The sequence below is a fragment of the Kaistella haifensis DSM 19056 genome (genome assembly GCF_000735695.2).
Classification (GTDB): Bacteria; Bacteroidota; Bacteroidia; order Flavobacteriales; family Weeksellaceae; genus Kaistella; species Kaistella haifensis.
The window spans coordinates 18,920-34,050 of sequence record NZ_JASZ02000018.1 but is presented as its reverse complement, the minus strand read 5'-3'; the positions used below and the strand labels follow the sequence as shown (position 1 = coordinate 34,050).

The following is a 15,131-nucleotide window of genomic DNA, read 5'->3' as shown; positions in this document are numbered from 1 at the left end:
AAGCTCCGGCAAAAAAATTATGGGCAAAGTAAAAACTACTTGTATGCTTCAATCGCTTTATTAAGCGCATCAATCTGTTGATTGATGGTTGGGCTCGAAGGATTTACTTTTAAAATAGTCATCTTTTTGGCAAGTCCATCTTTCAAAATTTGTAAAATCATCATTTTGGCTTGTGGATTTTCACCAATTTGTTTTTTCACTTGGGTTAAAATTTTAGTTACATTTTCCGTAGCTTTCAAATTATCGGAACTCATAATCCAATTAAAACCTTCTTCAGCTGCTGCTCCCAATTCCGGATTCTGGAATTTAATGAAAGGATAAAACGCCGCTGTAGAAGCAATTGCAGGCATTTGTTTTTCGATTTTGTTTTTTACGATAACCGGTAAAAGTTCGGAAATTAAATCCTCACTAGCGCTTTCCAAATCAATTTTGTCGGCCAACGTGGCAACTTTCGCAGGATCTACAAGCGAAATCCCGCTGAGTGAACTTCCTTTTACCGAATTAGAAATAGCATTCATTCCTTTTTCGAAAAGCGGCAAATATTTTTTGTCTTTTGTTTTTGCTAAAGCTGAAATCGCTGCACTTTGAACCAAAGTTTTCGGATCGTTAGAAGCCATTTTTTCAACTTCCGAAAGCGCTGCTTTTGCCTGATCTGGTTTCGAAAGATCTAATCCGCTCAAAGCTTTCATTCGGATTCTAAAGTTGGTATCTTTCAACGCAGCAACCAATGTTTTGAGTGAAGCCGGGTTTACACCTTTGTTTTCTACCGCATTTTCCACTGCTTTATATCTACTCAAAAATTCTTTGGAGTTGGTATATTGCGTGAAATACTGTTCCGGTGTTTTGGTTTCGGTGAATTCTGCTAACAAAATTCCCTCTGCATTAATATTGATGAAATCAGGATTTTTGGCAACTTGGAAAGTAAAATCGTTCTTTTCTCTCGCTGCAACCCAAACATTTTTTCTGGTTGGTTTTCCGTTTTCGTACACATCAATCGCCAATGGAAACTGGAAATTTTCTCCAATTTGATTTTGATTAATAGTCACAGTTACCGTTTTCTTCACCGGTTCAAAAGATGTGGTGTAAGAAATTTTCGGATGGCCGCTTCCGTAATACCATTGATTGAAGAACCAGTTAAGATCTTTACCGGAAACTTTTTCCAGAGAAAGACGAACTTGCTGTGCTTCGCCCGTTCCGTATTCATTGGTTTTCAAATAATCATTTAATCCTTCAAAAAATGCATCATCACCCAAATAATTTCTGAGCATATGAAGAATTGAACCTCCTTTGTTATAAGAAACTGCATCAAACATATCTTCTCTGGAATGATAATCGAATCTTACCAAATCTTTGGAAACATTGGATGGATCGCGGAAATACCCTTCGGATGCTTTCATTAAAGTATAATCGGCAAAATCTTTTCCGTATTTGTATTCGTTCCAAAGGTATTCGGAATAATTGGCGAAAGACTCATTAACAGTAAGATTGCTCCAGCTTTCCGCGGTAACCAAATCGCCGAACCAATGGTGAAAAAGCTCGTGAGAAATCACATCTTCCCATTTGTTTTCATCGATTAAATCTCCAGGTTTTTGTTGAGCAGATTCCTGATGAAGAACCGCTGTGGTATTTTCCATTGCTCCGGAAACATAATCTCTTGCAGTAATTTGCGAATATTTAGCCCAAGGATAATCATAATTCAATCGCTTCGAGAAAAATTCTATCATTTCCGGAGTATTTCCAAAAATTTGTTTTGCGTAAGGTTCGTATTCCTTCTCCACATAATAATCTACAGGAATATTTCTCCATTTATCTTTTACCACAGCATACTCGCCTACTCCCATGAAGAATAAATATGGCGCATGTTTTTTGTCCATCACCCAATGATCGGTGCGCATTCCGTTGTTTTCTTTGGTTGAAGATTTCATCAAACCATTGGATAAAGTGACGTATTTATCCGGAACAGTCATGTAGATTTCCTGAGTGGTTTTTTGGTTGGGTTTATCGATCGTTGGAAACCACGCGGAACTAGCTTCGGTTTCTCCTTGAGTCCAGATTTGAGTTGGTTTATCGGTGTCTTTTCCTTGCGCATTGATGAAGTAAAGTCCTTTTGCATCAGTTATCGCTGCGCTTCCTTTGTCTTTAACCTCATTCGGACGAGCCGTATATTTGATGTAAACAGTATAATCCTGGTTTCGATTATAAGTTTTGTTTAAATTAATTTTCAGGACATCATTTTTATAATCGTATTTTAAAGGCGTTTTCGAACCATTTTTATCCAAAGCCACTTCGTGAATCAACATGGCTTTTGCATCCAAAACCAAAGAATCCGATGGGTAAAAATACGGACTTGCAGTCAACCATTCTTCGCCACTCATCTGCTCTTTCGCATAGTCGAAACTCACCTTCAGTTTCGTATGTTTCAGTTCGGTAGATTTGGTATGGGTTTGTCGGTACACTTTTGCTCGTCCGGAAGTTTCGGTCTGCGCGAAGGCATTTCCGGTAAACAAAATTCCGAGTAAACTGATGGATAGGATAAGTTTCTTCATTTGAAATAATAATTTTTATTTTGCTTTTTTGGTAATTAGGATATCGAAAATATCGTTGACGATGCTTTCATATTCTCCTTTTTTCAATTGTTCTTTGCTTTTGGTAAATGCTTTTTTCAGATCGCTTTCTGTGTTTTCATCATCGATGATTTCTACAGATTTGATGCCTTTGATCTGAAGCAAAAGTTCCGTCAGTTTTTCGAAACTGGCATTTTCATCAAGATTTATTTTTAATGATTTCATTGGGTAATAAGTCTTATAATTTCAGGAAAAGTTACAAAAAAAGTGAAGTATGAAACTTCACTATAATTTTGAATATTCTATTTGATATTCAATAAATGTTTTACATTCTCGGGATTCTTTTTATTTGCCCAGAATAATAAGATTTCAACACAATCGTCTTTTAATTCAAAAAATACTTTTACTTGTTTCTTTCCAATTAAAGCAAATCTTAAATTATCCTTAGAATTTATTTTTGGATACGAAATAATTCTATCATTTAAAGAATTTATTAAATTTTCCAAATCATTATTTAAGTTTCGGATTTCTTTATCCGTCCACTTATTTTCCAAAAACTCAATAATTTCTTGAAGCGATTATAAAGCAATTTTCGAATATATTACTTTCATTTTTTTCCAAAAATAGAATTCATTAATTCTTCGGAATGCTCAATATATTCTCCTTTTTTTATCTGCTCACGGCTTTGCTCCATCACTTTCCCGAAATATTTGGAATTTTCGATTTCTTCCCAGGAATAGGTTTTATCTTCTTCTGAAACTTGCACGCTTTTTATGCCTTTGATTTGTGTCAAAAGTTTTTTGATAAAAGCCAAATCCGCATGATCTTCTAATTGAATGGTAAGTTCCATTTTGTTTAAATTTTAATTCAAAGTTAGAAAATAATTTTCTAAATCACTGAAAAAGAATAAAATAGAAAATATTAAATCGCAACCGGCGCTTTAATTCCCGGATAAGGTTCGTAATCTTCTAAAGTAAAATCTCCAAAATCGAAATTGAAAATATCTTTGATTTCCGGGTTCAATTTCATTTTTGGTAAAGCTTTTGGTGTTCTTTGAAGCTGTTTATTGACTTGCTCGAAATGGTTATTGTAAATATGCACATCGCCGAAAGTGTGAACATAATCGCCCACTTCCAAATCGCAAACCTGCGCAACCATCATCAATAAAAGCGCATAACTCGCAATATTAAACGGAACTCCGAGGAAAACATCGGCACTTCTTTGGTACAATTGAAGCGACAATTTTCCGTTCGCTACATAAAACTGAAACATCGCATGACAAGGCGCTAAAGCCATATTCGGGATTTCTGCAACGTTCCATGCGGAAACAATTAATCGTCGCGAATCCGGATTTTTTTTAATCTGGTCGATCACTTCAGAAATTTGATCAACAATTTTATTATCAGCACCTTTCCAGCTTCGCCACTGCGCGCCGTAAACCGGACCTAGATCTCCGTTTTCATCGGCCCACTCGTTCCAGATGGAGACGCCGTTATCAGTTAAATACTTAATATTGGTATCACCTTTCAAAAACCACAACAGCTCGTAGATAATCGATTTTAGATGAACTTTTTTAGTGGTAACCAACGGAAAACCTTCTGACAGATCATACCGAAGCTGATACCCAAAAACGCTTCTGGTTCCGGTTCCGGTTCGATCAGTTTTAACTGTTCCTTTGTCTAAAATATGCTGCAGAAGATTAAGATAGTTTTGCATTGAAATTAGTTTGAAAAGGTCATAATCAGTCCATTCGGAAATTGAAATTCATGCGAATATGACTGCTCAAATTTACCAAATTTTTATAATTTTTTGTTGAGTTCTATTCATTGAAAATATCTCGCTTTCCGTTTTTCCGTTCATGGCTTGTGCTAATGGGCTTTCCGGAGAAATTAAAAATATTTTCTTTTTTTCATAATCGATCATTCCCAATGAAACTGCGATATAAAATAAACCCTTATCCGTTTCCACCAAGCTTCCCAAACCTACGTTCTGATGTGGATTTACACTGATCGATTTCAGAGAATTTCTCAACCGAATATTTTCATTCAATTGGATTTGCAGATTATTGATTTCCTGCTGAACCATTTCTCGAGAAGTTTCGTATTTGTCGCCCATCGAACTTTTGGTTTCGTTATTTGCAGCGCGGGTTTCGGCAATTAGATATTCTAAATGATCAATTTTTTCAGATAATTTATCATGAATGATTTTCAGGATTTCGGGTTTGTACATCCAATATTATTTTTTCATCACCGCATAACCTCCGACTGGTAAATAGAAATTTTTATCCAACGAAAAATCTTTCACCGGTCCACTGAAAACGTTATAAAAAACTCCTGCAGCATTGGCATCATCAATGGTAAAAGAAACATTATCTTTAGAAAAATTCAGCACCACTAAAACTTCATCTTTGCCGTTTTTTCGAACATAAGCCAAAACTTTATCGTCTGCAGAAGTTTTCAGGATATAGGTTTCTGCAGCGTCATCACCACCTCGAAGCGCAGGATTGTTCGATTTGAGCTGGAGCAAAGTTTTATAGAAATTGTGCAATTCATTATTTCCTGTCCATGGAATTGGATCTTTCTGGAAAAACTCTAATCTTTTGGTTTTTAAAGGAAGTTCCTGTCCATTATACATCAACGGAACACCGTTCCAAGTGATGGAAAACACTGCCAAAGGTTTTGCCAGAGCGCCGTACTTTTCATATTCAGTTCCGTTCCAAGTATTTTCATCGTGGTTGGAAGTGAACCAAGCTCTCATCGAGCCATTTCCGATTGCTGAATATTTCCCGAGAAGGTCTTTCAATTCACCAAAAGAAGCTTTTCCTTCGTTGAAATCTTTGGTTTTGTGCATCCAACTCCAGACATAACTTGCATCGAATACCTTTCCGTATTCCGGATTTTCCAACTCATCGAATTCGCCGAGCCAGAAAAGAGGTTTCAACTTTTCAACTTCCGGTCTTGCTTGTTGCCAGAAATCAACCTCAACCCATGATGCTAAATCGCAACGGAACCCATCAATATTGGTTTCACGAACCCAAAACTTCATGGCATCGATCATTGCAAGACGCATTTTCGGATTTTTGTAATCCAGTTCGATGATATCATCCATTCCGGAAGCTTTTTGGAAATCGTTTGTTTTTGGATCTATCAAATAAAAATCGGGATTGGTTTTAGTCCAAACATGATCCCAACCGGTATGATTCGCCACCCAATCGATAATGACTTTGAAACCCATTTTGTGTGCTTCATCCACCATGTGTTTGAAATCTTCCATGGTCCCGAATTCCGGGTTGATTGCGGTGTAATCTTGTGCTGCGTACTGACTTCCGAGAGGTCCTTTTTTGTTTTTTTGAGCGATCGGTGTGATCGGCATAAACCAAAGCGTTTTCACGCCCATTTCCTTCAGTCGCGGCATTTCTTTTTCGAACGCGCGGAAAGTTCCTTCCTTGGTATATTGTCTGATATTAACTTCGTAAATATTGGTGGTATGCTTCCATTCTTTGGGCAAATCGTTCATTTTAGTTGATTTTTGGGTAGTGCAGGAAATAATTCCTAATCCAATGATGGCTAAAAGTATCAGTTTTTTCATGCTAATGATTTGTAGCAAATGTATTATTTTTAAATGGAAAATCCGAACGATAGATTATTAAAAATCAATTTTAAAAAAAAAATGAACTCAAGTAACCGAGCATAAAAAAACCCCGACATTTCGGGGCTTTGTATGTATTTTAAATTTCGTCGGCATCTTCTTCTTCGAAGAAATCGTCATTGAAATCATCTTCTTCTTCATCATCGAACCCTTCGTCTTCATCAGCAAACGTTCTGGAAGTGAAATTATCATCAAAACTCTCAAAATCATCATCCAACAAAGGAATTGCAGCGTTTTTGGTTCCTTTTTTTCCACCAGATTTGCTCGGTGCTTTTAGAGGCATATTGCCGAAACGGAACACAGTGATCGGATAATTTACGGCTGGTTTTTCGTCAATAATTTCAACCAATTCGCAGAAAAATTCCCACAAATCTAAGAAACCATATTGAAAATGTATCTTGTCGCCTACTTTCTCGAATGCTTCATTAATATATACGTCGGACATGATTTCTCCGTCGCCATCGTCGCTCATATCTTCTAATGGAACCGTTTTTGTCACGGTACCATCTTGATCCAAAATATTGAAGAGCGATAAATCTTCACCCAAAAGAGAAAATGCACTTTTGATTCCCAAATGGAGATTCCAAAGATTTTGCTTATCTTTAATTTCGACATCTCTGAAAATATCGTCCTTGGTATCTAAAATAATGCGGATTTTATAAACCATTATAGTATGAAAGTTTAAGATGAGTTTTAGTATGAATTAGGGTGCAAATATAAAACAATTGCAATTTGACAAAAAAAAATTTTAAGCGTTTTTATTAAAAAAGTTTTGCTTACATTTTGCCGTTTTCTAAATGCTTTTTTTGAGCATAAAACTAAACTTCGTGCCCTCCAAATATACGCTTTCTACGGAAATATTCTCACCATGAGCTTCCAAAATATGCTTCACAATAGCAAGCCCTAAACCGGATCCTCCTTCGTTCCGGCTTCGGCTGGTTTCTACCCGATAAAACCGTTCAAAAATACGGGTCAGAACTTCCGGTTTTATTCCCATTCCGTTGTCTTCTACCTTTACTAAAACTTTATTTTTCAGGACATGAGTTCGGATGATGATTTGCGCTTTTTCCCGGTTGGCGTAGTGAATTGCGTTTGAGATTAAATTAATCAAAACTTGAGAAATCTTCTGCTTGTCGGCATTCACAAAAATCTGATTTGCAGAACTTTGGAGTTGAACAACAGAAGTTTTTCGTTGCGCTTCCAAATCGAGTAAATCGATTACTTCGCGGATTAATGAATTAAGTTCGAATCGGCTTAAATTTAAAGTAATTTCGCCGGATTCGTATTGGTTGATCATATCGAGATCTTTCACGATATTCAGAAGTCGCTCGACGGATTTATCGATTCTTTCTAAATATTTATCGCGGATTGCGAGGTTTTCTACTCCGCCGTCGATCAATGTTTCTACATAACCTTGAATGGAGAAAAGCGGTGTTTTCAGTTCATGAGAAACGTTTCCGATATATTCTTTCCGATAGGTTTCCATTTCCTTCATGGTATCGATTTCGGTGGCATTTTTCTGGCTGAATTCGGAAACTCTTTCTCCCAATTCCTTAAAGTTCATATCATTCTCATCTTGCGGTAAGAAATCGCCGGGCAAAATCGTAGAGATTTTTTTAATTTGTTTTTTGCCGTAATAATTAAAGAGATATTCTAAAATCAAATAATTAAGGACAAAAATAAAAATCACACAAAGCAAAAGTGTGAGGTAGAAATTGTTTTTTTCATGGAAAACGACATCGTTGGAATAATCGAAAATCATTGCGATAATCGACATCACGACGGTTAAAAAAACCGATGCTACTAAAGTAAGCTTGTGAAACTTCATTCCACAAATTTACACAACTAATTTGTAACCAATCCCCTTCAGTGTTTGAATGGTTCGCAAGCCGAGTTTTTCGCGAAGTCTTCGGATGTGTACATCGATGGTTCTTTCGCCCACGATCACGTCATTTCCCCAAACTTTTTCGAGGATTTCTTCTCTTTTGAAAACTTTGTCGGTATTGGAAGCAAGCAGATACAAGAGGTCAAATTCTTTTTTAGGAAGCAAAAATTGTTGACCGGCTTTGGAAACGCGAAAGTTGTTTTTATCGATAATTAAATCACCAATTTCGATGTTTTTGGAAGAATCTGAAACTCTGGAAGTAAGCTGCAAAAGTGCATTTACTTTAGAAATAAGAATTTTTGGTTTAATGATTTTCACGATATAATCGTTGGCACCTGCCTGGAAACCGGCTAATTGGGAAAACTCTTCGCTTCTTGCGGAAAGAAAAACGATGAGGGTTTGTTGTAATTCTTTAATTTTTCTTAAATCCTGGCACGTTTCGATGCCGTCTTTTTCTGGCATCATCACATCCAGAAGGATGAGATCCGGAATAATTTCGCGGGCTTTTTCGATTCCTTCAATTCCGTTCTGGGCGGTAGAAACATCGTATCCTTCTTTTTCTAAATTATAGGAAAGAATTTCCAAAATATCCTGTTCATCATCAATTAAAAGAATTTTTTTCTGTTTCATTTTTACGTTTTAACCTTTCAAAATTAATAAAAAATACCAAGGCAAAGGCAACACTGATCTTTATTTACAAATAATTAACATTCGATTGTTTTTGTTCAAAAATCTTTAATGTAAAATTAAAAGTGAGGCAACACCCAATCGCAATACAATATCTTCCTTTGCATCGAAATAGAAACTAATTTAAAAGAAGAAATGAAAATAAGAAAACTGAGCGTTGCGGTCCTATTTTTACTTACTTCATCTGGGATGATTTACGGCCAGCAAGTAGTAAATGATACAGTGAAAAAGGAGAAAAACCTCGAAGGTGTCATTATTCGTGGTAATGGAAATAAAAAATCGGAAACAGCATTGCTGCTGGATCAAAAAAAAGCAATCATACAGAAACAATCAATTGGTGCAGAGGAAATTACAAGAAAAGGAATATCGAATGTAGAGCAAGGATTGACTAAAGTAACGGGGATTACCACCGTAGAAGGCAGAGGATTATTCGTAAGAGGTTTGGAAGAGAGATACAATACCTTGCTTGTGAATGGTTTGGGATCACCATCGAATAACCCTTTCCAAAAAATTATTGCCTTGAAACAGTTTCCGACAGATGTAGTAGGAAAACTTAATATTTATAAAACATTTAACACCAATTTGTATGCTGATTTTGCAGGAGCTACCTTCGATATAGAAACGCTTACTATTGATCGTTCTTTCTCGAAAGTAGAATTCGGTTTTGGTTACAATACCCAATCTAGCTTTAAGGATTTCAAAGTAAATCCAAATGCATACACGATGAACGGATATTTAGGGCTCAACTCACAAGACCGCCAACTTCCGGGTGAAGTAAGAAATTATGTACCTTCCAACTATAATTTCACTCAGGAAGAATCAGTAAAATCATTTAAAGATGGGTGGAATGCAGATCAAATCAAAGCATTACCCAATACCAATATTGGTTTCACAACATCGCAAAAATTCAAAGTTAGTGATACCGGAGAATTAGGATTATTATTATCCCTGAACCAAGGTACAAAATATGAAATTACTTCGGGGAACAAAAACCAGTTTATCTCTTTGCAAACGGTAGGAAAAATGAATAATGATCTTTACCGAAAAGAATACATCTATGAGTTGGAGTCTTCTGCAATGGTAGGTTTGGGATACAAAAATAAAGGTTTAAATGTAGCTTTAAACGCTATTTTCTTACAAAATTCATCCAACAGAATTTCAGATTTTACAGGTTACAAAGATCAGAAGGAGCAGGATGCAGGAAAACGTTTTTTCAGGGTAGATCAAATGGATATTTCTAAATTTTTGGATGTGCAACTTTGGGCAAGCCAGAAAATCGGAGAAAGACATCTTTTCAAAATAGGTGGAAGCTGGGTGAAAAATAATTTTCAACAGCCCGACAGAAAAATTTCTGAAGGTTTCCTTACCGGAAGACCTAATGAAGTAGAAATGACTTTCGGTGGAAACAACCTCATTCGCCAGTATTTGGATGTTGATGGAAACAACTACCTTTCCGGATTGGCTGAATATTCAGTTCTATTAGGAGAAAAGGGAGACCGTCAAAGTTATCCTTGGCAACTTTCAGTAGGATACAATGGTTTTTTCGACCAAAGAAGCAACTCCTACCGATTCATCGCCTCTAACCTCGACAATGTAGCTTTAAGAACCGTAGTTGTGGATATTGATAACCCACAGCAAACTTATGACAACTATATTTTGAACGGCGCTTTCCATTTCAAAGAAGATACTAATGAAAATGGCTACCGTTCTAATCTTTATCAATTCGTAAATGCGGGGTATCTTAACCTTAATTATAAACCTGATGATTCTTGGGATATATTGGTTGGTGGTCGTGTAGAAAACAATATCAATATTACACGATACAAAGAGCAGAGTGACTTAAACTTCAATAATCTTACCAGAAACCAGTATTTTATTTTGCCCTCGCTTTCAATAAAGAAAAATCTCAATTCCAAATCCAATATTCGTTTCGCAGCTAGTAAAACCATTACAAGACCTATTCTTATTGAATATATGCCGATTGTATATATCAATCCAGATAACGAAAATATTATTGGAAATAAAGATCTGAAGAATAGCGAAAATTATAACCTCGATTTGAAATACGAAATTTTCCCTACCAATAAAGAACTTTTTGCCATCAATCTTTTTGCTAAAAAAATAAATAATGCTATCGAAAGAAGTTATACAGCCTCCGGAAACTCAAACGGTGTTGCTATTACTTTCTTAAATGCAAAAAACGCAATCTTAGGAGGTGCAGAATTAGAAGGAATATTAGATTTATCTAGGTTATCAGAATCTCTAAACCAATGGAGCTTAGGAGCCAATGCTACTTTTATGTACTCTAAAGTTGAAAGAAGTCCAGAACAACTCGATCAGGAAAAGCCAGTAAACTTCACAGGAACTTTAAAAGAAAGAAAACTTCAAGGTGCAGCACCATGGACAGTAAACGCTGATTTGAAGTATGAATTCAAAAACGGACAAAACCTACCACATACAGCATCTTTGGTATATAATGTTTCGGGATCTAAAATCTTCACGGTAGGAACGTCAGGTCTCGATCATATATATGAAAGACCTTTCCATCAATTAGATTTTGTGTACAATGCACAACTTACCAAAAACTGGAACGTAAAACTAGGAATCCTCAACATTCTGAACAGTACTTATAAATTAGAACAAGGCGAAGACGGCACAATTCCTTTGGATGTACGAACCAACCTCCATACTGATTACAAACGCGGAACCTCTGTAAATTTCACCGCAGGATATACATTTTAAAATAAAAAAAATTTAATAAAAAATAAAATAATATGAAAAAGCACATCTTATCATTACTTACTTTAGCAATGGTACTTTCGGTAACATCTTGTACGGTAGAAATCCGTGAAGATGCCGATATTAATGGAAACGGGCAAACCAATACAGGAACTACAGGAGCTGTATTGAACGGAACAGGAACTCTTACCGGAACTTTAACTCAAAATACATTAGTAAAAAAAGGAAATTACACACTAGAAGGAATCGTAAAAGTTCCTGAAGGAATCACTCTTACTATAGAAGCTGGCGCAACTTTCACCGCAAAAACATCTGTAGGAAGCAGTTTGGTAGTACTACAAGGTGGTAAAATTTTAGCTGAAGGTACTGCATCTGAGCCAATTGTATTCACTTCAGACAACAAAAAACCTGGTGACTGGGGAGGAGTTACTCTATACGGTAATGCACCTATCAAAGCTATAAACGGAGCTACAAGAGCCCTTTCGGAAGACGGAAACAATGTTTATTATGGTGGAGATAACCCTAATGATAATTCAGGTGTTTTAAAATATGTAAGAGTTGAATACGGTGGTAAAAAAATTGGAGACGGAACATCCGAAACCAATTCAATGACTTTCTATGCTGTAGGAGCTGGTACAGTGTTGGAAAATCTAGTTTCTTATAAAGGAACAGATGATGGTTATGAATTTTTTGGTGGTACAGTAAGCGGAAAAAACTTGGTTTCTTACGGAAATTATGATGATTCTTTCGACTGGCAAGATTCTTGGAGTGGACAAAGCAACAGCAACTGGTTTGCGTTCCAAACAGCTATCGGAAATTTCGGAATGGAAATTGAATCTTCAGGAAATGCTGATAATACAGCTCCAAAAATTAATAACATTACCCTTATTCGCGAAACTGGTACAAAACCTGAAACCGCTGGTTCTATAGAAATTACCGCAATTCAATTCAAAAAACATGGTTCTGGAATTTTCTCTAACGTGTATATGGATGGATACAAAAACACTGATAGCAAAAATGCTTACGCTGTTTTAATCCAAGATTCGGCAACAGAAACTGAGCAAGTAAACAAAGGGAAAATTAAAGTAGAGCCTGCTAACCATGTGAATTCTGATAACCTAAATGTTTGGGGATATGCCTTTACTCCGAATGGAGGGAAAACTTTCACCAGCGATTCTAATGTGAAAAAAGTAACATTAACTACAGGAAATTGGGCAAATGTAAACGGTGTAGATCTTTTAGCTGCATTGAAATAAGTTCTTCTTTTCTTTCATATCAAAAAAAAGCCACCTGCTTTCAGGTGGTTTTTTGATTTAAATTTATTAAAAAAAATCCTATTCCTCATCTTCATATTGTTCCAGATAATAAGCAAACGTGAAATCGTCCAATTCGTCATCGGCATCTTCTAAAGTGACCAATAAATCTTCGAAGGTTTCGAGTTGTTCCACACTCATATTTACAAATTCCAAATGAAGTGGTAATGCGACAAACCCCGTAATGGAATCGTACAATGCATCCAAATTATCACCAAAAAATTCCGGAAGCTTCAGCTTTTCTTTTAATTGAACATAGAAATCATCATAGTCACCAAGCTCTGCGAAGTCGATATATACCGTATTTGTCATGAAATTATTTTTAGATTAAGAAATCTGTTTTTTATTGTTTTTGAAAACTTTTATAATGATTTTTTGTGAGATAAACTTCACCTTCTTTTGTAAAAACGATGCGATCGGCATTCCGGTTTCCGCAATTGTAATTTACGTCGGCTTCGAAATATTGTTTTCCGGAAGGTAAAGTTTTTTCACGGTTACTGAATTTATCACCACCAATGGCTTTTCCCGGCAAAACATCGCAAAGATTCCCTTCAGAAGGAACCCAACCTTGCTTTCTTGCCTCACTTTTAGTAATATAATATTCGGGTAATTCGTGGTTAGATTTTACATAATTGATGACTTTAACTTCATTGGTTAAATTTTGAATCGAATGTTCTTCAAGTGAAATTTCCTCACGATTAGCTTTTTCATCTTTTCCAATGGTATTTTCAGCAATTTCCGAGTCTTGGTTTCTCTTTTCGATTCTGTAATTACCAATCAGATACATAACCAGAAATGCACTTAGCATTCCGATGATGAAAAAAAGAGCCAGTTTCGCGCTATTTTTATTCATTTTAATGGGTTAAAATTGTTTGTCAATCTTAGTTCCTCCACTCTTCAGGGATGTCGCAAACCGGTATGGGTTGCATTTTGTGCTGTGCAGCTTTATTCATTCTGCTGAAGATTTTATACACTTCCAAATCTCTTCCCGAATAATCCGCTTCAGTTTTTGTTCCCCATTCTTTCTGAATTTTTTCTAGCTCCGGATAAGTTGCACCAATTTGTTGCTCATCGGTTCTGTCCACATCCCACAAACCGTCGGTAGGAATAGCGTTTTGGATAGATTCTATTAGATTTAAATGCTTCGCAAGTTCATAAACTTCCGTTTTGTACAAATCCGCAATTGGGGAAACATCTACTCCACCATCGCCATATTTGGTGTAAAAACCAATCCCGAAATCCTCCACTTTATTGCCGGTTCCACAAACCAAAAGACCATTCAGCTGCCCAAAATAATATAAGGTAAGCATTCGTAAACGCGCTCTGGTATTGGCTAAAGCAAGTTTTTCGTTAGGAAAATCTCCATCTTTTACATTAAAAGATTTATACAACTCATCGAAAGTGCTAGTTAAATTCACTGAAATAGCTTCCACATTTGGAAATCTCGATTTCAAATTTTCGATATGATCCAACGCGCGACTTACCTGATCTTCCTTTTGATGAATCGGCATTTCGATCAAAAGTGTTTTTAAGCCAGTCATCGCACACAGCGTAGAAACCACACCGGAATCTACACCTCCGGAAACCCCGATTACATAACCATTCACATGTGCTTTTTCGGCATAATCTTTCAGCCAGTTTACGATCTTTTCTGTTATTTTTTCTTTTTGCATGTATTTTATTACTTAAAATTTTCTTTCTTTAATTCATACCAGAAACAAACTCCATCCGGTTCCGTAAATTCACTTGTTTTCTCGAAACCAAGTTTGTTTAAAACCTGATTTGAAGCTTCGTTGTGAGAATGTACATAAGCATAAATTATCTCCACTTTCAAATCATTAAAACCATATTTCAAAGATGCTCTTCCCGATTCGGTAGCATAACCTTTTCCCCAAGTTTTTGGCAGAAATCGGTAACCGTGCTCATAAAACTTTTGATGATTATTCACCAATGAAGTATTTAATTTTAGTCCGCTCCAACCAATTAGAAGTCCACTTGGCTTTTCTATCACAGCAAGTCTTCCAACTCCATTTTCTTCATATTGCTGCATGATCATCTTTACCACTTCTTTGGATTCTTCAACTGCAGAAAGTGGTGGCATTCCAATATATTTCATCACTTCCGGATTGGAATCTAGCAAAAAAAGACGTTCGATATCCTCTTCTGCAAATTTTCGAAGAATCAGTCTTTCTGTTTCGATATGGACCTCCATGATTTTTAAATATATTTTATTGTACCTAGTTAAATATAACTTGCATCACTTCAAAAAAAACCTTTTTCAGCATAAGTTTATAT

Annotated in this window: 16 protein-coding genes; 2 read left to right on the top strand and 14 right to left on the bottom strand. The window is 36.1% G+C overall.

Annotation, left to right across the window (positions count from 1 at the left end; genetic code table 11):
- Positions 1-35 precede the first annotated feature (35 nt).
- The 10 genes from AP75_RS09110 to AP75_RS09065 form a co-directional block, all read right to left on the bottom strand.
- On the bottom strand, positions 36-2,546 hold the full coding sequence (locus AP75_RS09110; protein WP_031503742.1) for a M1 family metallopeptidase: 2,511 nt from the start codon (positions 2,544-2,546) through the stop codon (positions 36-38).
- 15 nt (positions 2,547-2,561) lie between these two features.
- Positions 2,562-2,789: a hypothetical protein gene (locus AP75_RS09105; RefSeq protein ID WP_031503740.1), complete on the bottom strand. Its 228-nt coding sequence runs from the start codon at positions 2,787-2,789 to the stop codon at positions 2,562-2,564.
- Positions 2,790-2,866: 77 nt separating this feature from the next.
- Positions 2,867-3,118 (bottom strand): hypothetical protein, encoded by a 252-nt coding sequence (locus AP75_RS09100; protein WP_031503738.1) that lies wholly within the window; start codon positions 3,116-3,118, stop codon positions 2,867-2,869.
- A gap of 53 nt (positions 3,119-3,171) precedes the next feature.
- Positions 3,172-3,414 (bottom strand): hypothetical protein, encoded by a 243-nt coding sequence (locus tag AP75_RS09095; RefSeq protein WP_088264390.1) that lies wholly within the window; start codon positions 3,412-3,414, stop codon positions 3,172-3,174.
- A 71-nt stretch (positions 3,415-3,485) separates the two neighbouring features.
- Positions 3,486-4,280, bottom strand: coding sequence for a thymidylate synthase (locus AP75_RS09090; protein ID WP_031503736.1), 795 nt, complete (start codon positions 4,278-4,280; stop codon positions 3,486-3,488).
- Between the two features lie 72 nt (positions 4,281-4,352).
- Positions 4,353-4,793 carry a hypothetical protein gene (locus AP75_RS09085; RefSeq protein WP_088264388.1) on the bottom strand — a complete coding sequence of 147 codons (441 nt, stop codon included), beginning with the start codon at positions 4,791-4,793 and terminating at the stop codon, positions 4,353-4,355.
- A 6-nt stretch (positions 4,794-4,799) separates the two neighbouring features.
- Positions 4,800-6,152, bottom strand: a complete 1,353-nt coding sequence (locus tag AP75_RS09080) for an alpha-amylase family glycosyl hydrolase (protein ID WP_088264386.1) — start codon at positions 6,150-6,152, stop codon at positions 4,800-4,802.
- A gap of 139 nt (positions 6,153-6,291) precedes the next feature.
- Positions 6,292-6,879 carry an IS1096 element passenger TnpR family protein gene (locus AP75_RS09075; protein ID WP_031503732.1) on the bottom strand — a complete coding sequence of 196 codons (588 nt, stop codon included), beginning with the start codon at positions 6,877-6,879 and terminating at the stop codon, positions 6,292-6,294.
- A 126-nt stretch (positions 6,880-7,005) separates the two neighbouring features.
- A complete protein-coding gene (locus AP75_RS09070) occupies positions 7,006-8,040 on the bottom strand; it encodes a sensor histidine kinase (RefSeq protein ID WP_088264384.1) in 1,035 nt (344 codons plus the stop codon).
- Between the two features lie 9 nt (positions 8,041-8,049).
- Positions 8,050-8,727, bottom strand: coding sequence for a response regulator transcription factor (locus AP75_RS09065; RefSeq protein ID WP_088264382.1), 678 nt, complete (start codon positions 8,725-8,727; stop codon positions 8,050-8,052).
- Positions 8,728-8,919: 192 nt separating this feature from the next.
- Between AP75_RS09065 and AP75_RS09060 the strand changes: the two genes are divergently transcribed.
- Both AP75_RS09060 and AP75_RS09055 read left to right on the top strand, forming a co-directional pair.
- Positions 8,920-11,526, top strand: coding sequence for a TonB-dependent receptor plug domain-containing protein (locus AP75_RS09060; RefSeq protein WP_088264380.1), 2,607 nt, complete (start codon positions 8,920-8,922; stop codon positions 11,524-11,526).
- Between the two features lie 32 nt (positions 11,527-11,558).
- Complete coding sequence (locus AP75_RS09055; RefSeq protein ID WP_088264378.1) at positions 11,559-12,779, top strand: hypothetical protein; 1,221 nt, start codon at positions 11,559-11,561, stop codon at positions 12,777-12,779.
- Between the two features lie 78 nt (positions 12,780-12,857).
- Here the strand turns inward: AP75_RS09055 and AP75_RS09050 are convergent, their stop codons facing one another.
- From AP75_RS09050 to AP75_RS09035, 4 genes are read right to left on the bottom strand one after another with little or no spacing between them, the layout of a single operon-like run.
- Positions 12,858-13,148, bottom strand: a complete 291-nt coding sequence (locus tag AP75_RS09050; RefSeq protein ID WP_031502334.1) for a barstar family protein — start codon at positions 13,146-13,148, stop codon at positions 12,858-12,860.
- A gap of 31 nt (positions 13,149-13,179) precedes the next feature.
- Positions 13,180-13,689 carry a ribonuclease domain-containing protein gene (locus AP75_RS09045; protein WP_088264376.1) on the bottom strand — a complete coding sequence of 170 codons (510 nt, stop codon included), beginning with the start codon at positions 13,687-13,689 and terminating at the stop codon, positions 13,180-13,182.
- A 28-nt stretch (positions 13,690-13,717) separates the two neighbouring features.
- A complete protein-coding gene (gene nadE / locus AP75_RS09040; protein ID WP_088264375.1) occupies positions 13,718-14,509 on the bottom strand; it encodes an NAD(+) synthase in 792 nt (263 codons plus the stop codon).
- Between the two features lie 8 nt (positions 14,510-14,517).
- The gene (locus tag AP75_RS09035) at positions 14,518-15,048 is read right to left on the bottom strand and encodes a GNAT family N-acetyltransferase (protein ID WP_031502335.1); all 531 of its coding nucleotides are present in this window, start codon (positions 15,046-15,048) and stop codon (positions 14,518-14,520) included.
- Positions 15,049-15,131: the final 83 nt, after the last annotated feature.